Raw genomic sequence first — 24,197 nt, 5'->3', positions numbered from 1 at the left:
CAGTGCATCAACGGGCATTCGAGGGCCAGTGCGCTCTCGAGGAGAACCGGCACCGCGGAGCGACATCGGCGATCCGCCATCCTCGGCTGGCCCTCTTCGCATTGGCGTTGGGAACGTTCGCGATCGGCACGGGCGAGTTCGGCAGCAACGGCATCATCCAGCTGTTCGCCGCGGATCTGGACGTGTCGATCCCGGTCGCCACCTACGCGATCACCGCGTATGCCATCGGCGTCGTCATCGGCTCCCCGACGATCACCATCGTGGCTGCCCGGGTCAATCGGCGCACCCTGCTGCTGGGCCTGGTCGCGCTGTTTCTTGCCGGCAACGGCCTGTCCGCGGTCGCGCCGGACCTCGCGCTGCTGATCGTGTTCCGGTTCGTCGCCGGAAGCGTCCAGGGCGCCTTCTTCGGCGCCGGGGCCGTGGTGGCCGCCTACGCCTACGGACCGGGTAGAGGTGGCAAGGCCTTCGCCACCGTGATGGGCGGGCTCACCGCCGCCACCGTCATCGGGTCACCGGTGGGGACCTTCATCGGTCAGGGCGCCGGCTGGCGTGTCATGTACTGGACCGTGGTCGGCATCGGCGTGCTCGCCGGGCTCGCCCTCGTCGCGTGGCTGCCGCAGACCGGCGACCTGCGCGGCAGCTCGGTCACCAACGAGTTGGCCGCCCTGCGCCGGCTGAACGTCTGGCTGATGGTCGCGGTCGCGGCGCTCGGTATCTCGAGCATCTTCGCGGTCTACACCTTCATCGGCCCGTTCGTCACCGAGGCCGCCGGCCGCGACGCCGCGCTCATCCCGGTCGCGCTGGGCGTGTTCGGCCTGGGCATGGCGGTCGGCAACTACCTCGGCGGGCGCGTCGCCGACCGGGCCGCCGACGCCGGCCTGATCTGGGGGTACGGGGGAGTCCTGGCGCTGCTCGTGCCGATCGGTCTGGCCGGCGGCAACCTGGCGGTCCTGCTGCCCTGCCTGTTCGGCGTCGGCGCGACCATGATGTTCGCGATCCCGACCATCCAGGTCCGGCTGACCGGCTTCGCCCCCGAGGCACCGACGCTCATGGGTGCGCTCAACCTGGCCGCCCTCAACCTGGCCAACTCCCTCGGCGCGATCGGCGGGGCGGTCACTCTGGACGCCGGATGGGGGACCCTGTCCACCGTCTGGGCCGGCTTCCTGCTCACCTCGGCCGGCCTGCTCCTCTACGTCGTGACGATCGTCCGTGCCGAGGCCGCTCCACCGGCGCGGACCCGGATCCATAGGCCCGCGGTGCCCGTCGGTGCTCAGCGAAACGCTATCGACTGACCGATTTGCCTGATCGCGACCTGAAATTTTCTTGCTCTTCAAGCAAGAAAAGTGTCGCCTACCGATTGTCGACAGTCGGTCGGCGACACTACGGTCCTGATCATGTCCGCGCGGCTCGGCGTTCTGATCGCCACCTACCTCGAACCTGACCTGGTCCAACGGATCGCCTCCGTCGACCCGGCGCTCGACGTCATCTACGAGCCTGACCTGGTGCCGGTGCCGCGCTACGCCTCCGACCACACCGGCACGCCGCGCCCGTTGACCCCGGCCGAGCAGGACCGCTGGGAGAAGGCGCTGGCCGCCGCCGACGTGGCCTGGGACTTCGACTGGCAGGCGCCGGCCGACCTGCCGGTCCGCGCGCCCCGGCTGCGCTGGATCCAGGCGACCAGCGCCGGCATCGGCGCATTCGTGCAGCGCACTGGGCTGGACCGCACCGACCTGACGTTCACCACCGCCGCCGGCATCCACGCGACGCCGCTGGCCGAGTTCGCCGTGCTTGGGGCGCTGCACTTCGTCAAGGGCGTCCCGCACCTGCGCGCGCAGCAGAACGAGCACCGGTGGCAGCGCTACACCACCGCGCAACTCGCCGGCCGGACCGTCACCGTGGTCGGCCTCGGTGGGATCGGCCGCAAGGTGGTGGCCAGCTTCGCCGCGCTGGGCACCCGGGTGCTTGCGGTCGGCCGCCCGGGTCGCGACTACGACCTGCCCGCCGCCGCGAGCATCCACTCCACCGACGAACTCGACGACCTGCTGCGCTGGACCGACGTGCTGGTGCTGTGTACGCCGCTCACCGACCAGACCGCGGGCCTGCTGTCGGCGGCCCGGATCGCGCGGCTCAAGCCCGGCGCCATCGTCGTCAATATCGGCCGCGGCCCGCTCGTCGACGAGCCCGCGCTGATCGAGGCGTTGCGCACCAAGGCATTGGCCGGCGCCGCCCTGGACGTCTTCGCCACCGAGCCCCTGCCGGCCGACTCGCCGCTGTGGGACCTCGACAACGTGCTCGTCTCGCCGCACTCGGCGTCCACGGTGGACACCGAGAACGCGGCCATCACCGACCTGTTCTGCGACAACCTGCGGCGCTATCTCGACGGCCGCGGGCTGCGCAACCTCTACCAGCGGGAGTTGGGCTACTGACATGAGCGACCTGACCGGCACCTGGTACATCAGCCCGACCCCGTTCACCGACGACGGCGCGGTCGACCCCGACAGCCTGCGCCGGATCGTCGACGCGGCCGTCGCCTGGGGCGCCGACGGCATCACCATCCTCGGCGTGATGGGTGAGGTCGCCGACCTCACCGCTCCAGAGCGGGAGACCGTGCTGTCGACCATCGCCGCCGCCGCGAAGGGCCGGATACCGTTCGCCGTCGGGTGTTCGGCACCGGCCGCCGCCGTGGTCCGGGCCAACGTGGCCCGCGCCGTCGAGCAGGGTGCCGGCGCCGTGATGGTGGCCGCACCCGCGCTGCTCAAGGACACCGACCAGATCGCCGGCTTCTACCGCGCGGCCGTCGGCGACAGCCCGGTCCCGGTCATCGTCCAGGACGAGCCGGCCGCGACCGGTGTCACGATGCCGGTCTCCGCGCTGCTGGCCGCCCTCGACGCCGCGGGCAGCACGGTCGTCAAGCTCGAAGACCCGCCCACCCCGCCGAAGATCGGCCGGTTGCTGGCGCAGCGGCCGGACCTGACCGTGTTCGGCGGGCTGGGCGGCGTGAGCGCCTACTCGGAACTGCGCCGCGGCGCGGCCGGCACGATGACCGGCTTCGCGTACCCGGAGATCCTCAAGGCCATCCGGGTCGCGTTCGCGGCCGGCGACCTGGCCCGGGCCGCCGCGCTCAACGACCGGTTCCTGCCCTACCTGGTGTTCGAGGGCCAGCTCAAGGTCGGCCTGGGCATCCGCAAGGAGGTGCTGCGCCGCCGTGGCGTGCTCAGCACCGCCCGGACCCGCGCGCTCAACCCGCTGCCGGACCCGGCCACCATCGCCGAACTCGACGACGTGCTGGCCCGGGTCGGCCTCACGCCGAGCTTCGACGCTCTGGAGCTGGCATGACCACCGCACTCGTCGGCGGCGCCAGCGCCGGGCTGGGCGCCGCCATCGCCGAGCGGCTCGCCGCCGACGGCACCGACCTGCTGCTCTGGTCGCGCAGCACCGAGCGGCTCGACGCGGTCGCGCGCGCGCTGACCGAAAAGCACGGCGTCAAAACCCACACCGTCGCGGCCGACGCCGCCGACCCGACCGCCGCGGCCACCGTCGCCGAGCGGGCGCTGGAGCTCTTCGGTGGCGTCGACGTCTGCGTTCTCAACGCCGGCGGCCCGCCGCCCGCCACCGCCGACAAGACCAACGCCGACGACTGGCGAGCCGCGCTGCAGCTACTGACGATCACCCCGATCGACCTGGCCACCCGACTGCTGCCCGGCATGCGCCAGCGCGGGCACGGCCGGATCATCGCGGTGCTCTCCTCGGGCGTACGCGAACCGCTGCCGAACCTGACCTACTCCAACAGCGGCCGGGCCGCGCTCGCCGCCTGGATCAAGACGGCCGGACGGGAGGTCGCCGCCGACGGCGTCACCGTCAACGGTGTCGTGCCCGGCCGGATCGACACCGACCGGGTCGCCCACCTCGATGCCGCGGCCGCCAAGCGCACCGGCACCGACCCCGAGCAGGTCCGGGCGGCCAGCATCGCGACGATCCCGGCCGGCCGCTACGGGCGCCCGGAGGAGTTCGCCGCCGTCGTCGGCTTCCTGGCCGGTCCCGCGTCCTCCTACGTCACCGCGAGCCTGCTGTCCTGTGACGGCGGCCTGATGCGGAGCATGACGTGACCGGCCCGCGGATCTCGGCCGAGGTCACCGCCACGCCCGCGTCCGGCATCCGGGCGCTGGCCAACGCCGCCTGGGCGCACCCGAACGCCGTGCACCTCGAGTTCGGCGAACCCGACTTCGACACCCCGGAGCACGTCGTGGCCGCGGCCGACGCGGCCGCCCGCGACGGCCAGACCCGTTACGGGCCCAGCGCCGGCCTGCCGGCGATGCGTGAGGCGATCACACAGAAACTCGCCCGGGACAACGCTTTGCCAGACGTCGACCCGACGCGCACAGTCGTCACCGCCGGCGGGGTCGGCGCACTGGCCGCGGCCTACCGGGCGCTGCTGGAGCCGGGCGACGAGATCCTGGTGCCCGATCCGGGCTGGACCAACTTCACCACCATCGCCACGATGCTCGGTGCCACCGCTCGGGGCTACCGGCTGGTCGCGGCGGACAACTTCGGGCCCGACTACGACCACCTCGCGTCGCTGGTCGGGCCGCGTACCAGGGCGGTCCTGGTCAACTCGCCGGCCAACCCGGTGGGCTACCAGTGGACCGCCGGGCAGCTCGCCGAACTGGGCGCCTGGGCCAACCGGCACGGGCTGTGCGTCGTCTCCGACGAGTGCTACGACCAGCTCTGGCTCGACGAGCCGGCCACCACGTTCACCGTCGCGGCGCCGGACACCCCGGCAGTCACGGTGTTCTCCCTGTCCAAAAGCTATGCGATGACGGGCTGGCGGCTCGGCTACGCGGTCACCGGCGGCCCGGGGGCCGACCGGCTCGCCGCGGCGCTGGGCCGGGTGCAGGAGGCGACCGTCTCCTGCGTCAGCACGCCGACCCAGCACGCCGGGATCGCCGCGCTGACCGGCCCGCAGGACGGGGTCGACCGGATGCGCGCGGCCTACCGGCAACGTCGGGACACCGCCGTCGAGCGAGCGGCGACGCTCGGCCTCGACGCGGTCCGCCCGGCCGGCGCGTTCTACCTGTGGCTCGCCGTGCCGTCGGTCACCGACAGCGCGACGTTCGCACTGGACCTGTTGCGCGACAGGGGCGTCGCGCTCGCACCCGGCATCGCTTTCGGCGCCGCGGGCGAATCCCGCCTGCGCCTTTCGCTCGCCGCCCGACCCGAAGACATCGACCTGGGACTCACCGGCCTGGCCGGCTTCCTGGGCGTCCGTCCCACATAAGAGATGGAGCGCACGTGATACGCAAACCCCTCCGGCCTGTCCTGGGCGTGCTGCTCGCCGGCACGCTCGCGGTCACCGCCGCCTGTGCCGGCAACAGCAACGACGCGACCGGCACGGGTGGCAGTGGTTCGGGCACCGAGCCCCGCTACGGCCAGACGATGACGGTCGCCTACAAGAGCGACCCGAAGACCTTCGACCCGGCGGTGTGCTACGACGCCACCTGCTGGAACAACATGCGGATGATGTACGACCGGCTGTACGACTACGTCGGCGACACCATGGAGATCGAGGCGCAGGCCGCCGCCGACATGCCGACGGTCAGCCAGGACGGCCTCACCTACACGGTGAAGCTGCGTTCCGGCATGACGTTCACCGACGGCAAGCCGGTGACCGCGGGCGACGTCGTCTACTCCTTCGACCGGATCCTCGACCCGGCCACCAAGTCGCCGGTGGCGAGCTTCTGGACCGGCGTCAAGGGCGCGGCCGACTACGCGAAGAACACCTCGACCCCGCTGGCCGGCATCACCGCGGTCGACGACAGCACCGTGCAGATCCAGTTGACCGCGCCGAACAGCGCGTTCAAATACGTGCTGGCGATGCCGCACGCGTCGATCATCGAGAAGGACTCGGCGACCAAGCCGATCGGGTCCGGCCCGTTCGTGCTCGACCACTTCACGCCCGGCGCGGAGATCGTGGTCAACCGCAACACGAAGTACTGGGACTCGCCGAAGCCCTATGTGGACAAGGTGGTCGAGAAGCTCGGCGTCGACCCGCACGTGCAGCTTCTGGAGCTGCAGAAGGGTCAGATCGACCTGATGGGCGACCCGATCCCGGCCGCCGACTACCTCCAGGTCAGCAACGACGCCTCGCTCAAGGCCCAGACCAAGACGATCGTCAAGCCGTCGACGTACTACGTCACGATGAACACGCAGATGAAGCCCTTCGACAACCCGAAGGTGCGGGAGGCCGTCTCCTACGCCTTCGACCGCAGCTTCCTGCTCAAGCTCGTGGCGGGCCAGGGCGAGGTGGCCAACGAGTACCTGCCCAAGGGCATCACCGGCTACACGTCCGACAAGCTGGTGCACGACCAGGACATCGCCAAGGCCAAGCAGCTGCTGACCGAGGCCGGCTACCCCAACGGCTTCGAGACCACGATGTACTCCTGGAACACCGACCCGTGGACCGCGCTGCTGCCCCAGCTCCAGCAGGACCTGGGCAAGATCGGCATCAAGGTCGACGCCCAGCCGATCCAGCAGAGCGCGTTCTTCGAGCTGGCCGCGACGCCCAACAAGGCGCCGATGACGCTGACCTTCTGGGTGGCCGACTACCCCGACGGCAGTGACTTCTACCAGGCGCTGCTGTCCTGCGCCTCGGCCGTCCCGGGTGCGCAGAACTACTCGTTCTACTGCAACAAGGACGTCGACAACCTGGTCAACCAGGCACTGGCCGCTTCCACCGTGGACGAGGCCAACAAGCTCTACACCCAGGCGACCCAGAAGATGCTCGCCGACAACCCGGTCGTGCCGCTCTACTACGGCTCCAAGACCGAGGTGTTCGGCAAGACGGTCGGCGGCTACCACTCGCAGCCGATCTGGGGTTGGGACATGACCAACTACTGGAAGACCAACGGCACCGCGAGCCGCTGACCTTCCCCTTCGGCGATGCGGCCGGGCCGAGCCCCTTCCCGGCACGGCCGCATCGTCCCCGACACCTCTATTCGCCCAACGACAGGGATTCCGATGACAGCCATCCTCGAAGTCGACGACCTCACCGTCGACTTCACCCGGCAGGGAGCGCGCACCACCGCGGTCCGCGGGGTCTCGCTGCGGGTCGCGGCGGGCGAGCGGGTCGGCATCGTCGGCGAGTCCGGTTCCGGCAAGTCCGTCACCGCGCAGGCGGTGATGCGGCTGCTGCCACCGACCGCCGCGGTCGGCGGCCAGATCCGGTTCGCCGGGCAGGACGTGCTGGGTTTCGACCCCGCCCGCCTGGCCGCCTGGCGCGGCGCCGACATCGCCATGGTTTTCCAGGACCCGATGTCGAGCCTCAACCCGCTGCTGCGGGTCGGCACCCAGATCACCGAGGGCCTGCGCCGGCACCGCGGCCTCGGCAAGTCGGCCGCCCGCGCGGAAGCGGTGCGGCTGCTGCGGCTGGTCGGCATCGACGACGCCGAGCGCCGCCTCGACGACTACCCGCACGCGTTCAGTGGCGGGATGCGCCAGCGGGTCTGCATCGCCATCGCGGCGGCGTGCACCCCGAAACTGATCATCGCCGACGAGCCCACCACCGCCCTCGACGTCACCGTCCAGGCCCAGGTGCTCGATCTGCTCGACGAACTCACCGAGCAGCACGACACCGCGACCATCCTGGTCAGTCACGACCTCGGCGTCATCTCCAGCTTCTGCGACCGGATCCTGGTCATGTACGCCGGCCAGGTCGTCGAGGCCGGCCCGACCGACGACATCGTGGCCGCGCCCGCACACCCGTACACCCGGGCGTTGCTGGATTCGATTCCCCGTCTCGTCGGCGAGCTGCCGCGCCGGCTGCCGACGGTCCCGGGTTCGCCGCCGTTCGGCGACGTGCCGACCGGCTCGTGCGCGTTCGCCGATCGCTGCCCGCACGCCCAGGACCTGTGCCGCACCGAGGCGCCGGTGGCCCGGCCGACCGGGTCGCGCACCGCCGCCGCCTGTCACTTCCCACTCACCATGGAGGCGCGCCGATGAGTGTCGTCACCGTGCAGGACCTGACCGTCCGCTACCCCCGCCGAGGTGCCTTCCGCAAGGTCGAGTTGACCGCCGTCGACGCGGTCAGCTTCGCCATCGAGGCCGGCCGGACGCTCGGGCTGGCCGGCGAGTCCGGCTCCGGCAAGAGCAGCGTCGCCCGGGCCCTGATGCGGGTGCACGATCCCGCGTCCGGTTCGGTCCAGGTCGCCGGCCGCGAGGTGACCACCCTGCGGGGCGGCGCGCTGCGCACGTTCCGGGCACACATGCAGATGGTCTTCCAGGACCCCTACGACTCGCTGAACCCGCGACTGACCGCGGGCGAGAACGTCGGCGAGGCGCTGACCGCCGCCGGCGTGCCCCGGCCCGACCAGGTGTCCCGGACCCGCGAACTGTTCGAGCGGGTCGGGCTGCCGGCGGCGTTCACCGGCCGCTACCCGCACCAGCTCTCCGGCGGCCAGCGCCAGCGGGTGTCGATCGCCCGTGCGCTCGCGGTCGGGCCACAGGTGCTGGTCTGCGACGAGGCCGTCTCCGCGCTCGACGTCTCGGTCCGCGCGCAGATCCTCAACCTCCTCAAGGACCTCCAGGAGGCCGACGGGCTGGCCTACCTGTTCATCTCGCACGACATGTCGACGCTGCGGTTCATCGCCGACGACGTCGCGATCATGTACCAGGGCCGGATCGTCGAACTGGGCACGTCCGCCGAGGTGTTCGCGCGGCCCAAGCACCCGTACACCCGGGCGCTGCTGGCAGCGATTCCCGAGCCTGGCGCCGGCCGGCGGCACCGCCGCGGGGTCGTGCGCGGCGAGGCCCCACCCGTTGACGCCGTGCTGACCGGTTGCGCGTTCGCACCCCGCTGCCCGCTGGCCACCGAGATCTGCCGCGTCGAACGCCCCGCACTGGTCGCCGACGCGGCCGGGCACCGGACCGCCTGCCACCACGCCGACGCCGTTCCCGCCGAAGCGACCGCAGAGGGGAGTGCGGCATGACCGCCCCGCCGATGGCCGAGGCCGTTCCGGTCGCCGCGCCGACCGGGCTGCGCCGGACGCTGTCCAGCCTGCGCCACGACCTGCCGGCGCTGATCTCGATCACCCTGCTGGTGCTGCTGGCCCTGGCCGCGATCCTGGCGCCGATCCTGGCGCCGCACCCGCCGCTGCAGACCTACCCCGAGGGGCTGGCCGCCAACGGCGCGCCCATCGGGCCGGGTCACGGGTTCCCGCTCGGCACCGACCCCAACGGCCGCGACGTGCTGGCCCGGCTGCTCTACGGCGCCCGCGTCTCGCTGGTCATCGGCATCCTCGCCAACGGGCTGGCCACCATCGTCGGCGTCATCGTCGGGCTGGTCGCCGGTTACCTGGGCGGCTGGGTCGAGACGATCCTCATGCGGCTGACCGACGTGGTGATGTCGTTCCCGATCCTGCTCTTCTGCATCGCGCTGATCTCGGTCACCGGGCCGAGCGAGCGGAACGTCGTGATCGTCATCGCGCTCATCTACTGGACCACGCTGGCCCGGATCATCCGCAGCCAGGTGCTCTCGCTGCGCGAGCGGGAATTCGTCGTCGCGGCCCGCACGATGGGCCTGTCGCACTGGCGGATCATGCGAAAGCACCTGTTCCCGCACCTGGTGCCGACCATCATCGTGTACGCCACCCTGGGCGTCGCGTCGTCGATCCTGATCGAGGCGTCGCTGTCGTTCCTCGGCGTCGGCGTGCCGGTGCCGACGGCCTCGTGGGGCCAGATGATCGAACAGGGCAAGGAGTATTTCCAGATCGCGCCCTGGCTGCTCTTCGCGCCCGGCGTCTGCCTGGTGCTCACCGTGCTCGCCTTCAACCTCGCCGGCGACTGGCTGCGCGACCTCCTCGACCCGACCGCACCGGAGCGCCGCTGATGACCCGGTTCCTGCTGCGCCGCATCCCGCAGGCGGTCATCGTCCTGTTCGGAGTGGTGACCCTCGCCTTCCTGCTGACCCACGTGGTGCCCGGCGACCCGGCCCGGCTGATCGCCGGACCCAACGCCAGCGCCGAGACGGTCGCGTCCATCCACCATCAACTCGGCCTCGACCGCAGCATCTGGTACCAGTACGGGAAATACCTGGTCGGGTTGCTGCACGGTGACCTCGGCACCAGCTTCGCCCTGCAGGACACGCCGGTCGCCGGCGCGATCCTGCGGGCGCTGCCGATCAGCGCGGCGCTGGCCGTGCTGGGCGTGCTGTGGGAGGCGGTGCTGGGCATCCCGGTCGGGATCCTGGCCGCCTACCGGCCGGGCAAGCTCGCCGACCGCGCCACCACGCTGGCCACGCTGATCGGCCTGTCCGCGCCGCCGTTCTGGCTCGGCCTGCTGCTGCTCTACGTGCTGGCGTTCAAGTTCAACCTGTTCCCGCTGTCGGGCTACGCGGCGCCGTACATCAACTACCTGATCCTGCCCAGCTTCACCCTGGGTCTGGGCGGCGCGGCCTGGTACGCCCGGCTCACCCGCACCAACATGCTCGAAGCGCTGCGCAGCCCGTACGTGCAGATGGCCCGGGCGAAGGGCATGCCCGAGCGGGTCGTGCTGTTGCGGCACTGCCTGCGCAACGTGCTCAGCCCGCTGCTGACCATGCTCGGAATGGACCTCGGCTACTTCCTCGGCGGCGTCGTGGTCATCGAGTCGGTGTTCGGCCTACCGGGCGCCGGCAAGCTCACCTTCGACGCGATCGGCACGCTCGACGTCCCCATGATCACCGGCGCCGTGCTGTTCGCCGCCTTCTTCATCGTCGTCATGAACCTTCTCGTCGACCTCGCCTACGCGCTGGTCGACCCCCGGGTGCGTCGCTAGACCAGCCCGGAATCGCAAACGGAAAGGAAACACCATGAGTGACAAGCTGCGCGTGGCCGTAGCCGGCGCGGGCCGCTGGGCCCAGCGTGCCCACATTCCCGGCTGGCAGCGCGACCCGCGCGTCGAGGTCGTCGGGCTCGCGGATACCGACCCCACCGCGCTCGCCGAGGCGGGCGAGCGGTTCGGCGTCAAGAAGCTGGTCACTGACTATCGTGAGCTGCTCGACGACCCGGAGGTCGACGTCGTCGACGTGGCCACCGCCAACCGGGTGCACTACGAGATCTCCGCGGCGGCCCTCGACGCGGGCAAGCACGTGCTGTGCGAGAAGCCGGTGCACCACGACAACCGGCAGACCCGGGCGCTGGCCGAACTGGCCCGCAGCAAGGGACTGAAGACCAAGCTGGGCTTCACCTTCCGCTACGCACCGGCCGTGCAGTACGCCAAGAGCCTGATCGACGCCGGCTTCGTCGGAACCCCGTACATCTTCAACGGGTACGAGCAGAACAGCCAGTGGATCGACCCGGCCACCCCGATGCGCCAGGTCGACCCGAACGCGGACCCCAACGTGCTCACCACCTCGTCGATCGAGGGCTACGGCGCGCCGATCATCGACATCATGCACTGGTGGAGCGGCGGCAACCTGACCTCCGTCGTCGGCACCATGCGCAACTTCGTGCCCGAGCGGATGGTCCGCGACACCGGCCTGGTGCAGCGGCTCAACATCGACGACGGCGACATGTGGATCGGCGAGTTCGACAACGGCGTGCTGGCCTCGATCCAGTCGTCGTACGTGACCGTCGGCAACTTCCCCGGCATCGAGGCGCGCATCTTCGGCTCCGAGGGCGCCATCATCGTGCGGCTGGTCGAGGAGTTCGGCATCTGCCAGACCATCAAGACGGCCACCAAGGGCTCGGTCGAGTTCGTCGAGCGGGAGATTCCGCAGGAGTTCTTCCCGGAGGGCGGGCACAGCCGCGAGGACTGGGACTTCCTGTTCTACTCGAACCTCTGCGCCGACTTCACCACCGAGATCCTCTCCGGCAGCGCGGTCAACCAGGGCGACTTCGCGCAGGGCGCGCTGGTGCAGGAGACCATCAACGCCTTCGAGAAGTCCTTCCGCGACCGCGCGTGGGTGTCGTTCCCGCTGGAATCGGCATGAGCGCACATCAGTGGGGGGCGCTCGCCGATGACGCGGGCGCCCGCGCGATCCTCGAGTCCGCTCTGGACACTGTGGACGGCCGGGTCGATTACGCGGACGCGCGCTTGATCGAGTGTGAGGAGCTGCGCTCCTACGCACAGCTGGGCGCCGACCCCGACGAGCGGATCGAGCAGAACGTCGGGATCGGGGTGCGGGTGCTGGTCGGCGGGCAGTGGGGGTTCGCCGCCCGGCCACTCGCGTCGTACGCCGACGCCGCCACGGCGGCCCGGTCGGCGTACGCGTCGGCGGTGGCGTTGGCCGGCAGCGGCAAGCCGGTCTCGCTACCGCCGCAGCCCGCGGTCAGCGGCCGCTACGAGACGGCGGCCGAGGTCGACCCGTTCACCGTGGACACCGGTGCCCGGCACGACCTGCTGGCCTCGTGGCTCGGCGCGGCCAGCGCGCCCGCCGAGGTGGCCGCGGCCCAGGCCGGCGTCAACGCCAAGCGGCAGCACCGGCACTTCGCCAACACCGAGGGTTCCCGCCAGCACCAGCACCTGCTGGAGACCGGCGCGATGCTCGTCGTGACCGCGGCCGGCAACGGTGACGTGCAGCGGCGCAGCTACCCCAACTCGTTCCACGGCAACACCGCCGGCGCCGGCTGGGAGTACCTGGCCTCGCTGGCGATGCTCGACAACGCCGGCCGGGTCGGCGAGGAGGCGGTCGCGCTGCTGACCGCACCGCTGGCGCCGCGCGGCTACGCCGACGTGGTCATCGGTGCCCAGCAGGTCTCGTTGCAGATCCACGAGTCGGCCGGGCACGCCCTGGAACTCGACCGGATCCTCGGCGACGAGGCCAACTACGCGGGCACCTCGTTCATCAAGGCGAGCGACGTCGGCTCGCTGCGCTACGGCTCCGACGCCGTGACCATCGCCTCGGACCCGACCGTCCCGGGCACCCGGGGCAGCTTCGCGTTCGACGACGAGGGCACGCCGGCCCGCCGCGCGGCCCTGATCGACCGCGGGATCGTGCGCAACACGCTGTCCACCCGCGACTCCGCGGCCCGCTCGGGTCTCGCGCTGACCGGCGCGGCCCGCTCGGACGGCTGGGCCTACCTGCCGGTCTGCTTCTCCACCCACGTCTACCTGGAGCCCGGCGACGGCGGCAGCCTCGACGAGCTCCTCGACCGGATGGGCGACGGCTACTACATCGACGACAACCGCAGCTGGTCGATCGACAACCAGCGGCTCAACTTCCAGTTCGGCACCGAGGTGGCGTACGAGGTCAAGCGTGGCCGCCGCGGCCGGCTGCTGAAGAACTTCTCCTACGGCGGGGTGACTCCGCAGTTCTGGGGCTCGGTGGAAGCCGTCGCCGGGCCGGGGGAGTTCCGGGCCTTCGGCTACCCGTGCGGCAAGGGCGAGCCCAAGCAGTGGGGCTTCCTGAGCCACGGCGCCTCCCCGATGTTGGTGCGTGACCTGCGGATCGGAGTGGCCTGATGACCTCGTTCGCCCCACCGGTGGCCCCGGACGGACTGCTCGACCAACTCGCGGCCGCAGCCAAGGTGCCGACCGCCGACGCCGTCGAGATCACCCTGCTCGGCCGGGCCGGCGAATACACCCGGTTCGCCGGCGGCCGGGTGCACCAGCCGCAGGACATCCTGGAGACCCAGTTCTCGGTCCGCGCGATCGTCGACGGCCATGCCGCCCGGGCCGCCACCGGCACCCTGGCCGGCCTGTCCGAGGCCGTCGACCGGGCCGCGACCGCCGCCCGGGCGCTGGCGCAGCGGGCCGGGGGAAAGGCCGGCTCGGCCGGCGTCGCCCTGCCGGCCGTCGCTGCCGACGTGTCCCTGTGGCACGACGACACGGCGGCCTTCGACGCCGCCGCCCGGGCCACCGCGGCCGGGCAGACCATGCGCGGTGCGGCCGCCGCGGGCGGTGACGCCGCCGGCATGTTCGGCCGGGCGCTGACCCAGATCGCGGTCGTCAACTCGGCCGGCGTCGCGCACCACGCGCTGGCCACCGAGGCGCTCGGCACGCTGACCGCCACCGTCGCCGACGGCACCTCGCACTGGATCGACCTGCACCGGTCGGTCGGCGCGATCGATCTGGCCGCCAGCGTCGAGCGCACCATCGCCGAGGCCGTCGCCGGCCAGGGCCGCATTCCGGTGCCCGACGGCCACTACACGATCGTGCTCGGCCCGCAAGCCGCCGGGGAGCTGCTCTCCTTCCTCGAGGACGCCGGCTTCTCCGGTGAGCTCGCGGCCGCCGGGGTCGGGCTCGTGGCGCGGCGCCCAGGTCAGCAGGTGGCCTCGTCGCTGGTCACCGTGGCCGACGACGCCACGACGGCGATCGGCCTGCCGATCGGGTTCGACATGGAGGGCACGCCGAAGCGGCGCGTGCCGCTGCTGACCCGGGGCGTCGTCGGGGAGGCGGTCACCAACCTGGCCACCGCGGCCGCGCTCGGCACCGCCTCGACCGGGCACGCGCACATCGCCCGCGAGGAGGTGCCCACGCCGGTCGCGGCCAACATGGTGATGGACGCCGGCGACGCCACCGAGGCCGAGCTGATCGCCGGTGTCGAGAACGGCATCTACGTGCAGCGGTTCTGGTACACCCGCCTCGTCGACCGGGTCACCGCGACGATTACCGGGGTCAGCCGCGACGGCTGCTTCCTGATCAGCGACGGCAAGCTGGCCGCGCCGGTCGCCGGGGCCCGGTTCACCCACTCGATCCTCGACTTCCTCGGCACCGTCGACGGGGTCGGTTCGGCGCGCCGGTCCCAACCGGTGATGAACGTGTGGAACGGCGCCGTCACCGCGCCCGCGTTGCGCGGGCACGGTTTCCGGTTCGGTGCCGCGACCGTGGAGGAGGCCTGATGGCCGTACGTACCAACGCCGACCGCCTGGTGACCCAGATCCTCGCCGGTGAGGTCTGGCCCGCCCTGGCCGACCGGCACGGCTACCGGGTCGACGCCGACGGGACCCCGTTCCTGCTGCCCGGCATGGGCGGGGTAACCCTCGGCGTACACCCGGGTGATCGGGCCACCGGCTACGAGGCCGACCACCTCGAGCCCGGCCTGTCGGTCCGGCACCGCGACGCCGGCGCCAACATGGCCCTGCAGTTCCTGAGCTGTGTCGGCAACACCGTCACGGTGCGCAGCGGGCCGGCCGCCGGTTTCACCGGGAAGGTCATCGGACAGCACGCGTACGTGCTGGTCGACCTGGTCGAAGAGGAGTTGGCCCAGGTCAGCACCGGAGACCAGGTCACTGTGGCGGCCCGGGGCCAGGGGCTCAAGCTGCTCGACCACCCCGACGTGGTGGCCAAGAACCTCGACCCGGGGCTGCTCGACCGGCTGCCGGTGCGCACCCGCGCCGACGGCCGGCTCGAGGTCGGCGTCGCCGCGCGGGTGCCGGCTGTCGCGGTCGGCGCCGGTGCGGGGATGGTCTCGGAGTTCGCCAACACCGACCTGATGGGCGCGTACGCCGGTCAGGGTGAGGACCTGTCCCTCGGTCTGGAGTCGCTGCGGATCGGCGACCTGGTGGTGCTGGAGGACAGCGACCACCGTTTCGGCCGCGGGTTCCGGCCCGGCTACCTGACCATCGGCGTGATCAGCACCGGACACTGCCGCCTGTACGGGCACGGGCCCGGGCCGAGCAGCATCCTGTCCGGCCCCGCCGAAGCGTTCCACATCGTCGACGACCCCGACGCCTGCCTGGGAGGACTCCTGTGACCACCGTTGCGGTGAACCTGTCCGGAGTGGTGGAGACACCCACCATGCCGGGCTCGCCCTACCTGATCGACGCCGACGGCCGGCCCTACGTGCCGGTCGGCGACAGCGGGGTGGTGCTGGGCGTACACGTCGGTGACGGGGTGTTCGACGTCGACGGCGACCACGTCGCACCCGGGGTCACGCTGGCGCACGCGGACCAGGCCGCGCGGCACGCGTTGACCGCCTTCGCCTGCTTCGGCAACCGCGCGGTCGTCCGCGGCGGCGCGGCGGCCGGTGCCGAGGGCTTCGTGCTCGGCAAGCGCGGCGAGGAGGGCCGGGTCATCGTCGTGTTCCCGGACGACGTGCTGGCGCGGCTGGTGCCGGGTGACCCGATCATGGTGCGTGGCTCCGGGCAGGGCGCCTCGATCGCGGGCGTGGTGCTGATGAACGCCGACCCAGGTGCGTTGTCACTGCTGCCGCTGACGATCGGCGACGGTTCCGTGTCCGCGGTCGTGCGGGCGGTGCTGCCGTCCTCGTACGCCGGGAACGGGATCGGTCGTCCGGCCCAGATGTGGGACATCGACCTGCAGCTCACCCCGGCGACCGACCCCGGCCTGCGGCTCGGCGACCTGGTCGCGGTCGACGACCTCGACGTGCGGCACAACGCCGGCTACCGGCGCGGCTACCGCACGATCGGGTTGATCGTGCACGGTGGCAGCCCGTTGCCGGGGCATGGGCCGGGGCTGATGCCGATCCTCTGCGCGCCGGCGGAGAACCTGCCGGTCACGATCGCGGTCGACGCCTTGCCCATGCTCCGTCCCGACCACCTAAACTCCCGGCCATGAGCGATCCAGCGTCTGTCCTGCACAGATCCCTGCCGGAGAGCGTCTACCTGTTGCTGCGCCGGCGGATCCTCAACAACGACTTCGCGGCCGGCCAGCGGCTGATCGAGGCCAACATCGCCGAGGAACTCGGCGTCAGCCGATCGACGGTCCGCGAGGCGTTGCGGCAACTGTCGGTCGAGGGCCTGGTCGACATCTCGCCGCGCCGGCACAGCATCGTCACCCGGATGGCCTACGAGGACATCCGGGACGCCTGCTACGCGAGGTTCGTGCTGGAGGCGGGCGCCGCCCGCAGCGTCAGCGAGCGCTCCGACCTCATCGTGGCGATGAAGAAGGTCGTCGCCCGGATGGGCGAGGCCGCCGAGTCCGGCGACGTGGCCCGCATGATCGACCTCGACACCGAGTTCCACGGCTGCATCATCGACGCCTCCGGCCGGCACCGACTGGGCTCCCTGTGGCGGATGCTCGACGCCCAGATGGGCGCGCTGATGCGCTCGTCGATCGACCGGCAACACATCGCCCTGGACGAGGCCGTCCGCCGCCACCAACTCCTGGTCGACATCTTCGGCGTCGGCACGATCGACGAGATCGTGGCCGCGATGGAAGAGCACTACCTGGGCACGGTCGACGACATGGCCGAGGCCGGCATGCTCAGCCGGGGAGCCGGCACCGCCTCCTGATTGCCTCTGGGGCGGTGCTCCTCGGGTGGCGCGATGCGATCTTCGGCGGCGCTGGGTCCTGGAATTGATGCGCGGGGTCGGGATGCCGCCGGCTACCCTGGTCGCGCTGGACGCGGGCGCCCCTTTCGAGGGCCACCGCGTGGAGTTGCCCCGCCGTCTTCAGGCACACGCGGAGAAGAGTTGAGGATGCCCGGTCGCTCGCGCACGCGTTGACGCTCCAGGCCGTTTCCGGCCGGTCCGCCTCGCGTGCCGCCCCGATCAGCGCGGCACAGCCTTGTCCAAGGGGTCCCTGTGCCTGCCTCCTCGCTCCGCCTTGATCCAGATTTCCGCCGGCTCTGGGCCGGCCAGACCGCGTCGCAACTCGGCGAGCAGGCCGCCCTGGTGGTGCTGCCGCTGATCGCGGTGCTCACCCTCGGCGCCCGGCCCGACCAGGTCGGTGCCCTGCGCGCGGTCGGCCAGGCGCCGCTGCTCCTGTTGCCGCTCCTGGTGGGCGCCTGGGTCGACCGCTGGCGCACCCGGACCGTGATGGTGCTGGCCGATCTCGGCCGGGCCGTGGCCCTGACCGGGGCGTTCGTGGCGGCCCACCTCGGCGGCCTCGAGATGCCCGCGCTGCTGGCGGTCGCGTTCGCCGTCGGCAGCCTGTCGGTGTTCTTCGACGTGGCCTACCAGGCGTCGATGGTCCGGCTGTTCCGCCGCGACCAGTTGGCCCGGGCCAACAGCGCGATCGAGGGCAGCCGCTCCGGCGCCCAGATCGCCGGCCCCGCGCTGGCCGGTGCGCTGGCATCGTCGTCGGTCGGAATCATCGCCACCGCCCTGTTCTTCGTACTGTCGTTCCTCTCCATGGTGCGGATCCGCCCCGACGAGCCGACGCCGGCGCGACGTCCACATCGGATCTTGCGACAGATCGGCGAGGGGGTCCGCTTCGTGGCCGCGGACGCCGCGCTGCGGACGGTGTGCCTCGCGTCGGCGGCCTTCCAGTTCAGCTTCGCCGCCACGATGACCGCCTACCTGTTGTTCCTGCCGCGCGACCTGCACCTGTCCGGCGCCACCACCGGTCTGGTCCTGGCGGCGACCGGCCCGGGTGCCCTGGTCGGCTCCTTGCTCGCGGCCCGCCTGCCGGCGAGGTGGGGCTACGGCCCGGTGCTGGTGGGTGCCGCGGCGATCGGCGACGGCGCACTGCTGATCGTGCCGACCCTGCACAGCGCGGCAACGGCGACCGTACCCTCGCTGGTGGCGGCGAACCTGGTCTTCGGCGCGTTCGGCCAACTCGTCAACGTCACGGTCATGGTCGTGCGGCAGGCACTGACCCCGAACGAGATGCAGGGCCGCGTGGCGGCGACGATCACGTTCGCCGGCATGGGCACGGCCCCGCTCGGCTCGGTGCTGGGCGGTCTCCTGGCGACCCAGTGGGGCCTGCGCACCAGCCTGGCGGTGACGGCCGCCGGGATGCTGCTCTCACCGCTGCTCATGGCGTTGTCGCCGCTCGCGCGGCTGGGCAGGGATCTGGGCTAGCGCACCTGGAGATCATTTGGACATCAGCATGTCCTGACAAACGCTTGACACGAACTCCGCGGCGCGGACAGACTCGCGACATGCGTATCGGTCTGATCGGCGCGGGACGCATCGGAGCGGCCGCGGACCTGTCGCGCGGGAGAATAGGCCGGTCGAGCTGACGGAGGTGGGGCCGTGATCCGGGTGGCCGGAGCACCGATCTCGTGGGGCGTCTGCGAAGCACCCGGGTGGGGACACCGCCTGCCCGCCGACCGGGTGCTGGGAGAGATGTCCGCGCTGGGGCTGACCGCGACCGAACTCGGACCCGACGGCTACCTGCCCGCCGATCCGGCCGAGCGGGCCGAACTGCTCGGCCGGCACCACCTCGAGGTGGCCGGCGGCTTCGTCCCGGTGGTCCTGCACGATCCCGGCCACGACCCGGTGCCGGGGGTCGTCCGGGCGCTGACCGCCTGGTCCGGTGTGCTCGTGCTGGCCGCGGCGACCGGCGCCGGCGGTTACGACGAGCACCCCGACCTCGACGAGCAGGGCTGGCGGACGCTGCTCGGCAACCTCGACCGGCTCGACGCCGCCGCCGCCGACCGCGCCGTGACCGCCACCCTGCATCCGCACGTGGGCACGATGGTGGAACGCACCGACGAGGTACGCCGGGTGCTCGACGGCTCGGCCATCCCGCTCTGCCTCGACACCGGGCACCTGCTGGCCGGCGGCACCGACCCGGCGGCGCTGGCCCGTGAGGTGCCCGGCCGGATCGCCCACGTCCACCTCAAAGACGTCGACGCGGCGTCCGCGGCGCGGGTGCGGGCCGGCGAGGTCAGTTACGCCGACGCGGTCCGGGCCGGGATGTACCGGCCGCTGGGCGACGGAGACGTCGACGTCGCCGCCATCGTCGCGGCGCTGACCGCCGCCGGCTACGCCGGCTGGTACGTGTTGGAGCAGGACACGATGCTCGACGCGGAACCCGCCGCGGGCGAAGGGCCGATCGCGGACGTCCGCCGAAGCCTCGCGCACCTGCGGACGGTTGCCGCATGACGCCGTTCGAGGTCGTCGCGATGGGTCGGCTCGGTGTCGACCTCTATCCCGAGCAGATCGGGGTGAAGCTCGCCGCGGTGCGCACGTTCGCCAAGTCGCTCGGCGGCACCGCGGCCAACGTCTCGGTCGCCGCGGCCCGGCACGGCCGGCGGGTGGCCCTGGTCAGCGGGACCGGCGCCGACCCGTTCGGCGAATACCTGCACGACCAGTTGCGCGGCTACGGGGTCGACGACCGCTGGGTGTCGACGGTGCCCGACCTGCCGACACCGGTCACGTTCTGCGAGATCTTCCCGCCGGACCATTTCCCGATCTACTTCTACCGTTACCCGACCGCGCCCGACCTGCGGATCGATCCGGCCGGCCTCGACCTCGACGCGCTGCGCACGGCCGGCGTGCTCTGGCTGACCGGCACCGGCCTGTCCGCCGAGCCCAGCCGGTCGGCGCACCTGACCGCACTGCGGGCCCGCGAGCGGGCCCCACTGACCATCCTCGACCTCGACTACCGGGCCCAGTTCTGGCCGGACGGGGCCGCGGCCGGCGCCGCCTTCCGTGAAGCGCTGCCGCTGGTCACGGTCGCGGTCGGCAACGCCGAGGAGTGCGCGGTCGCCACCGGCGAAGAGGACCCCGAGCGGGCCGCCGCCGCGCTGCTCGCCCAGGGTCTGGAGTTGGCCGTCGTGAAGCTCGGCGGCGACGGCGTGCTCGGCGTGACCGCGACCGAGACGGTCCGGGTGCTGCCGCTGCGGGTCGACGTGGTCAACGGCCTCGGCGCCGGCGACGCGTTCGGCGGCGCGCTCTGCCACGGGCTGCTCGCCGGCTGGCCGCTGGCCCGGGTGCTCTCGTTCGCCAACGCGGCCGGTGCCTACGTCGCCGCCCGGCTCGCCTGCGCTCCCGACATGCCGACCTCCCGAGAGGTGGAGGAGCTGGTCTCGGCGATGAGTGACGATGCGTGACGACACGCTGCGGGAGCTGATCCGGACCCGCGCGGAGGAGCCCGAGCGGCTCGCGGAGACGGCCGCCGCCCGGCAGCGCCGTCCGCTGCTGGCCGGGCGCGGCCGGCTGATGCTGATCGCGGCCGACCACCCGGCCCGCGGCGCGTTTTCGGCCGGCGGCCGGAGGATGGCCATGGCCGACCGCGTCGACCTGCTCGACCGGATCCTGCTCGCCCTGTCGCGGCCGGGCGTCGACGGGGTGCTGGGCACCCCGGACCTGGTCGAAGACCTGCTGCTGCTCGGCGCGCTCGACGGCAAGGTGGTGATCGGCTCGATGAACCGCGGCGGGATACCCGGCACGGCCTTCGAGATCGACGACCGGTTCACCGCCTACAGCGCCGACTCGCTGGTCGCCGGCAACCTCGACGGCGGCAAGATGCTGCTCCGGATCGACCCCGGCGACCCGGCCACGGCCGCGACCCTGGAGGGTTGCGGCAACGCGGTCAACGGGCTGGCCGCCAACCGGCTGATGGCGATGGTCGAGCCGTTCTGGGTCCGCCGCGACGAGGCCGGCCGGGCGGTCAACGACCTGTCGCCCGATGCGGTGATCCGCTCGATCGCGATCGCGCAGGGGCTCGGCACGACGTCCGCCTACACCTGGCTCAAGGTGCCGGTGGTGGCCGAGATGGAGCGGGTGATGACCGCCAGCACGCTGCCGGCGCTGCTGCTCGGCGGCGATCCGGGCGAGGCGCCCGAGGAGACCTACGCGTCCTGGCAGAAGGCACTGCGGCTGCCGACCGTGCGCGGGCTGGTGGTCGGCCGGACGCTGCTCTACCCGCCCCACGACGACGTGGCGGCCGCCGTCGACACGGCGGTGAGCCTGCTGTGAACTGGTATCGCCCGCAGTGCGCCGAGGTCACGCCGGACGGCGACGGCTGGCGGCACACGGGCCTGCGGATCGTCACACTCGCCGCCGGTGAGTCGACCGGTTGGGCGACCGGCGGCACCGAGGCCGTCGTCGTGCCGCTGGCCGGCGCCGCGTCGTTGACCTGCGACGGTGAGGTCGTGACGCTGCACGGGCGGCCGGACGTGTTCACCGCGGCCACCGACCTGTGTTACGTGCCGCCGGGCACCGAGGTCACCGTGGCCAGCGCGGCCGGTGGTCGGTTCGCGGTCGCCTCGGCGGCGGCCTCGCCGGGCCTCCCGGTGCGCTACCGCCCCGCCGCCGAGGTGCCGGTCGAGGTGCGGGGCGCCGGGTCGGCCACGCGCCAGGTCAACAACCTGGCCGACGCGTCGTCCTTCGCCTGCCGGCAGCTCATGGTGGTCGAGGTGCTCACCCCGGGCGGCAACTGGTCCAGCTACCCGCCGCACAAGCACGACGAGCACCGTCCTGACGAGACGGAGCTCGAGGAGATCTACTACTTCGAGGTGGCCCGCGGCGGCGCCGGCTACCAGCGGGTCTACACCAGCAGCCCCGGCCGGGAGATCGACGTGCTCGCCGAGGTACGCAGCGGCGACGTGGTGCTGGTGCCGCACGGCTGGCACGGGCCGTCGATGGCCGCACCCGGCTACGACCTCTACTACCTCAACGTGATGGCCGGGCCGGGCGACCGGGCCTGGCGGTTCCGCGACGACCCCGCGCACGCCTGGATCCGCGACACCTGGGCGGCCCAGGCGACCGACCCGCGCGTTCCGTTCTACGGGAGGCCCGCATGAGACTCACGGTGGCACAGGCCCTGGTCCGGTTCCTCGCCGCGCAGGAGACCGAGCGCGACGGGCAGCGGCGGCGGTTCTTCGCCGGCTGCTTCGGCATCTTCGGCCACGGCAACCTGGCCGGCATGGGCCAGGCGCTGCGCGAGAACGCCGACCGGATGCCCTATCACCTGGCCCGCAACGAGCAGGCGATGGTGCACACCGCGGCGGCGTACGCCCGGACGACCAACCGGCTGGCCACCTTCGCCTGCACGACCTCGATCGGGCCGGGCGCGACCAACATGGTCACCGGCGCCGCCGGCGCGACCATCAACCGGCTGCCGGTGCTGCTGCTGCCGGGGGACACGTTCGCCACCCGGGTCGCCGATCCGGTCCTGCAGCAGTTGGAACTGCCGTACGCCGGCGACGTCTCGGTCAACGACTGCCTGCGGCCGGTGTCCCGCTACTTCGACCGGATCAGCCGGCCCGGGCAACTCGTCGAGGCCGCGCTGCGGGCGATGCGGGTGCTCACCGACCCGGTCGAGACCGGCGCGGTGACCCTGGCGCTGCCGCAGGACGTGCAGGTCGAGGCCTACGACTGGCCCGACGGGTTCCTGGAGCGCCGGGTCTGGCACGTGCCGCGGGCCGTGCCGGAGCCGGCGGCGCTGGACCGGGCGGTCGAGGCGATCCGCGCCGCCGAGCGGCCGCTGATCGTCGCCGGCGGCGGCGTCATCTACGCGGAGGCGACGGAGGCGCTGGCGGCATTCGCGTCTCGCACGGGGATCCCGGTCGGCGAGACCCAGGCCGGCAAGGGCGCGCTGCGGCACGGGCATCCGAGCGCGGTCGGTGCGATCGGCGCCACCGGCACGACCGCGGCCAACCAGCTCGCGGCCGAAGCCGACCTGGTGATCGGCGTCGGCACCCGCTACTCCGACTTCACCACCGCCTCCCGCACCCTGTTCGCGGCGCCGGGCGTGCGGTTCGTCAACCTCAACGTCGCCTCGTTCGACGCGGCCAAACACAGTGGACTGTCCCTTGTGGCCGACGCGCGGGCCGGGCTGGCGGCCATCGACGCGGCGCTCGGCGACTGGCGGGTCGGCGAGGACTACCGGGCCGAGACCCTGCGGTTGACGGCGGCGTGGAACGACACCGTGGACCGGGCGTACGCCCTCGACCACCAGCCGTTGCCGGCGCAGAGCGCGGTGATCGGCGCGGTCAACGAGGCGGCGGGGGAGCGGGGCGTGGTCGTCTGCGCCGCCGGCTCGATGCCCGGCGACCTGCACAAGCTGTGGCGCCCGCGGGACCCGAAGCAGTACCACGTCGAGTACGGCTACTCCTGCATGGGCTACGAGATCGCCGGCGGCCTCGGTGTCAAGCTGGCCGCGCCCGACCGTGACGTCTTCGTCATGGTCGGCGACGGCTCCTATCTGATGATGTCCAGCGAACTGGTCACCGCGGTCGCCGAGGGCGTGCAGCTGATCGTCGTGCTGGTGGTCAACCACGGCTTCGCCTCCATCGGCGCGCTCTCCGAGACCGTCGGGGTCGACCGCTTCGGCACCTGGTACCACGACCGCGCCGGCGGCAACCTGCCCACCGACCTGGCCGCCAACGCGGCGAGCCTGGGCGCGGAGGCGGTCAGCGTGGCCGACATCGACGGGCTGCGCGCCGCGTTGACCGCGGCCAAGGCGTCCGAGCGCACCACCGTGATCGCCATCGAGACCGACCCGCTGGTCGGCTCGCCCGACTCGGAGGCCTGGTGGGACGTGCCGGTCGCCGAGGTGGCCCGGACCACCGGCACCGACACGGCCCGCGCCGAGTACGAGAAGGCCAAGCGGGCCCAGCGCGACCACCTGTGAGAGGCGCCTGG

At 72.3% G+C, this 24,197-nt stretch carries 22 protein-coding genes; all 22 read left to right on the top strand.

Annotated elements, in window-relative coordinates:
- The first annotated feature begins 2 nt into the window (after nucleotides 1-2).
- The 22 genes from AB0J74_RS12690 (at nucleotide 3) to iolD (ending at nucleotide 24,186) form a co-directional block, all read left to right on the top strand.
- Entirely contained in the window at nucleotides 3-1,292 is a 1,290-nt protein-coding gene (locus AB0J74_RS12690; protein WP_363447682.1) for an MFS transporter, read from the top strand.
- Nucleotides 1,293-1,394: 102 nt separating this feature from the next.
- Nucleotides 1,395-2,426, top strand: a complete 1,032-nt coding sequence (locus tag AB0J74_RS12685; protein ID WP_363447681.1) for a D-2-hydroxyacid dehydrogenase — start codon at nucleotides 1,395-1,397, stop codon at nucleotides 2,424-2,426.
- Between the two features lies 1 nt (nucleotide 2,427).
- Nucleotides 2,428-3,336, top strand: coding sequence for a dihydrodipicolinate synthase family protein (locus AB0J74_RS12680; RefSeq protein ID WP_363447679.1), 909 nt, complete (start codon nucleotides 2,428-2,430; stop codon nucleotides 3,334-3,336).
- On the top strand, nucleotides 3,333-4,106 hold the full coding sequence (locus AB0J74_RS12675; RefSeq protein ID WP_363447677.1) for an SDR family oxidoreductase: 774 nt from the start codon (nucleotides 3,333-3,335) through the stop codon (nucleotides 4,104-4,106). Before AB0J74_RS12680 ends, AB0J74_RS12675 begins: the two co-directional genes overlap by 4 nt.
- Nucleotides 4,103-5,275, top strand: a complete 1,173-nt coding sequence (locus AB0J74_RS12670) for a pyridoxal phosphate-dependent aminotransferase (protein WP_363447675.1) — start codon at nucleotides 4,103-4,105, stop codon at nucleotides 5,273-5,275. The genes AB0J74_RS12675 and AB0J74_RS12670 overlap by 4 nt, the downstream gene beginning before the upstream one ends.
- A 14-nt stretch (nucleotides 5,276-5,289) precedes the next feature.
- Nucleotides 5,290-6,921 (top strand): ABC transporter substrate-binding protein, encoded by a 1,632-nt coding sequence (locus AB0J74_RS12665; RefSeq protein WP_363447673.1) that lies wholly within the window; start codon nucleotides 5,290-5,292, stop codon nucleotides 6,919-6,921.
- Nucleotides 6,922-7,014: 93 nt separating this feature from the next.
- Entirely contained in the window at nucleotides 7,015-7,995 is a 981-nt protein-coding gene (locus AB0J74_RS12660) for an ABC transporter ATP-binding protein (protein ID WP_363447671.1), read from the top strand.
- Complete coding sequence (locus AB0J74_RS12655) at nucleotides 7,992-8,981, top strand: ABC transporter ATP-binding protein (RefSeq protein ID WP_363447669.1); 990 nt, start codon at nucleotides 7,992-7,994, stop codon at nucleotides 8,979-8,981. The genes AB0J74_RS12660 and AB0J74_RS12655 overlap by 4 nt, the downstream gene beginning before the upstream one ends.
- Entirely contained in the window at nucleotides 8,978-9,880 is a 903-nt protein-coding gene (locus AB0J74_RS12650; RefSeq protein WP_363447667.1) for an ABC transporter permease, read from the top strand. Before AB0J74_RS12655 ends, AB0J74_RS12650 begins: the two co-directional genes overlap by 4 nt.
- Entirely contained in the window at nucleotides 9,880-10,806 is a 927-nt protein-coding gene (locus AB0J74_RS12645; protein WP_363447664.1) for an ABC transporter permease, read from the top strand. Before AB0J74_RS12650 ends, AB0J74_RS12645 begins: the two co-directional genes overlap by 1 nt.
- 34 nt (nucleotides 10,807-10,840) lie before the next feature.
- Nucleotides 10,841-11,962, top strand: a complete 1,122-nt coding sequence (locus AB0J74_RS12640; RefSeq protein ID WP_363447662.1) for a Gfo/Idh/MocA family oxidoreductase — start codon at nucleotides 10,841-10,843, stop codon at nucleotides 11,960-11,962.
- On the top strand, nucleotides 11,959-13,434 hold the full coding sequence (locus AB0J74_RS12635) for a TldD/PmbA family protein (RefSeq protein WP_363447660.1): 1,476 nt from the start codon (nucleotides 11,959-11,961) through the stop codon (nucleotides 13,432-13,434). Before AB0J74_RS12640 ends, AB0J74_RS12635 begins: the two co-directional genes overlap by 4 nt.
- Entirely contained in the window at nucleotides 13,434-14,813 is a 1,380-nt protein-coding gene (locus tag AB0J74_RS12630; RefSeq protein WP_363447659.1) for a TldD/PmbA family protein, read from the top strand. The genes AB0J74_RS12635 and AB0J74_RS12630 overlap by 1 nt, the downstream gene beginning before the upstream one ends.
- Nucleotides 14,813-15,667, top strand: coding sequence for a DUF4438 domain-containing protein (locus tag AB0J74_RS12625; RefSeq protein ID WP_363447657.1), 855 nt, complete (start codon nucleotides 14,813-14,815; stop codon nucleotides 15,665-15,667). Before AB0J74_RS12630 ends, AB0J74_RS12625 begins: the two co-directional genes overlap by 1 nt.
- Entirely contained in the window at nucleotides 15,664-16,491 is an 828-nt protein-coding gene (locus tag AB0J74_RS12620; RefSeq protein ID WP_363447655.1) for a DUF4438 domain-containing protein, read from the top strand. The genes AB0J74_RS12625 and AB0J74_RS12620 overlap by 4 nt, the downstream gene beginning before the upstream one ends.
- Nucleotides 16,488-17,168: a GntR family transcriptional regulator gene (locus tag AB0J74_RS12615; protein WP_363447653.1), complete on the top strand. Its 681-nt coding sequence runs from the start codon at nucleotides 16,488-16,490 to the stop codon at nucleotides 17,166-17,168. Before AB0J74_RS12620 ends, AB0J74_RS12615 begins: the two co-directional genes overlap by 4 nt.
- Nucleotides 17,169-17,459: 291 nt before the next feature.
- Nucleotides 17,460-18,680 (top strand): MFS transporter, encoded by a 1,221-nt coding sequence (locus AB0J74_RS12610; protein ID WP_363447650.1) that lies wholly within the window; start codon nucleotides 17,460-17,462, stop codon nucleotides 18,678-18,680.
- A gap of 174 nt (nucleotides 18,681-18,854) precedes the next feature.
- A complete protein-coding gene (locus tag AB0J74_RS12605; RefSeq protein ID WP_363447648.1) occupies nucleotides 18,855-19,709 on the top strand; it encodes a TIM barrel protein in 855 nt (284 codons plus the stop codon).
- On the top strand, nucleotides 19,706-20,659 hold the full coding sequence (gene iolC / locus AB0J74_RS12600) for a 5-dehydro-2-deoxygluconokinase (RefSeq protein WP_363447646.1): 954 nt from the start codon (nucleotides 19,706-19,708) through the stop codon (nucleotides 20,657-20,659). The genes AB0J74_RS12605 and iolC overlap by 4 nt, the downstream gene beginning before the upstream one ends.
- On the top strand, nucleotides 20,652-21,527 hold the full coding sequence (locus tag AB0J74_RS12595; protein WP_363447644.1) for an aldolase: 876 nt from the start codon (nucleotides 20,652-20,654) through the stop codon (nucleotides 21,525-21,527). The genes iolC and AB0J74_RS12595 overlap by 8 nt, the downstream gene beginning before the upstream one ends.
- Nucleotides 21,524-22,354, top strand: a complete 831-nt coding sequence (iolB, locus tag AB0J74_RS12590; protein ID WP_363447642.1) for a 5-deoxy-glucuronate isomerase — start codon at nucleotides 21,524-21,526, stop codon at nucleotides 22,352-22,354. The genes AB0J74_RS12595 and iolB overlap by 4 nt, the downstream gene beginning before the upstream one ends.
- Nucleotides 22,351-24,186 carry a 3D-(3,5/4)-trihydroxycyclohexane-1,2-dione acylhydrolase (decyclizing) gene (gene iolD / locus AB0J74_RS12585; protein WP_363447640.1) on the top strand — a complete coding sequence of 612 codons (1,836 nt, stop codon included), beginning with the start codon at nucleotides 22,351-22,353 and terminating at the stop codon, nucleotides 24,184-24,186. The genes iolB and iolD overlap by 4 nt, the downstream gene beginning before the upstream one ends.
- Nucleotides 24,187-24,197: the final 11 nt, after the last annotated feature.

Origin of the sequence: Asanoa sp. NPDC049573, assembly GCF_040676615.1 — a bacterium.
Taxonomy (GTDB): domain Bacteria; phylum Actinomycetota; class Actinomycetes; order Mycobacteriales; family Micromonosporaceae; genus Asanoa.
Note: the sequence above shows the minus strand (reverse complement) of the source record. Positions and strands in the feature narration are given on the sequence as shown.

Excerpts from the sequence above, each read along its gene's own strand:
- AB0J74_RS12685 (WP_363447681.1), top strand. The coding sequence starts at position 1,395 with ATGTCCGCGCGGCTCGGCGTTCTGATCGCCACCTACCTCGAACCTGAC.
- AB0J74_RS12680 (WP_363447679.1), top strand. The coding sequence starts at position 2,428 with ATGAGCGACCTGACCGGCACCTGGTACATCAGCCCGACCCCGTTCACC.
- AB0J74_RS12675 (WP_363447677.1), top strand. The coding sequence starts at position 3,333 with ATGACCACCGCACTCGTCGGCGGCGCCAGCGCCGGGCTGGGCGCCGCC.
- AB0J74_RS12660 (WP_363447671.1), top strand. The coding sequence starts at position 7,015 with ATGACAGCCATCCTCGAAGTCGACGACCTCACCGTCGACTTCACCCGG.
- AB0J74_RS12655 (WP_363447669.1), top strand. The coding sequence starts at position 7,992 with ATGAGTGTCGTCACCGTGCAGGACCTGACCGTCCGCTACCCCCGCCGA.
- AB0J74_RS12650 (WP_363447667.1), top strand. The coding sequence starts at position 8,978 with ATGACCGCCCCGCCGATGGCCGAGGCCGTTCCGGTCGCCGCGCCGACC.
- AB0J74_RS12645 (WP_363447664.1), top strand. The coding sequence starts at position 9,880 with ATGACCCGGTTCCTGCTGCGCCGCATCCCGCAGGCGGTCATCGTCCTG.
- AB0J74_RS12640 (WP_363447662.1), top strand. The coding sequence starts at position 10,841 with ATGAGTGACAAGCTGCGCGTGGCCGTAGCCGGCGCGGGCCGCTGGGCC.
- AB0J74_RS12635 (WP_363447660.1), top strand. The coding sequence starts at position 11,959 with ATGAGCGCACATCAGTGGGGGGCGCTCGCCGATGACGCGGGCGCCCGC.
- AB0J74_RS12630 (WP_363447659.1), top strand. The coding sequence starts at position 13,434 with ATGACCTCGTTCGCCCCACCGGTGGCCCCGGACGGACTGCTCGACCAA.
- AB0J74_RS12625 (WP_363447657.1), top strand. The coding sequence starts at position 14,813 with ATGGCCGTACGTACCAACGCCGACCGCCTGGTGACCCAGATCCTCGCC.
- AB0J74_RS12615 (WP_363447653.1), top strand. The coding sequence starts at position 16,488 with ATGAGCGATCCAGCGTCTGTCCTGCACAGATCCCTGCCGGAGAGCGTC.
- iolC (WP_363447646.1), top strand. The coding sequence starts at position 19,706 with ATGACGCCGTTCGAGGTCGTCGCGATGGGTCGGCTCGGTGTCGACCTC.
- AB0J74_RS12595 (WP_363447644.1), top strand. The coding sequence starts at position 20,652 with ATGCGTGACGACACGCTGCGGGAGCTGATCCGGACCCGCGCGGAGGAG.
- iolD (WP_363447640.1), top strand. The coding sequence starts at position 22,351 with ATGAGACTCACGGTGGCACAGGCCCTGGTCCGGTTCCTCGCCGCGCAG.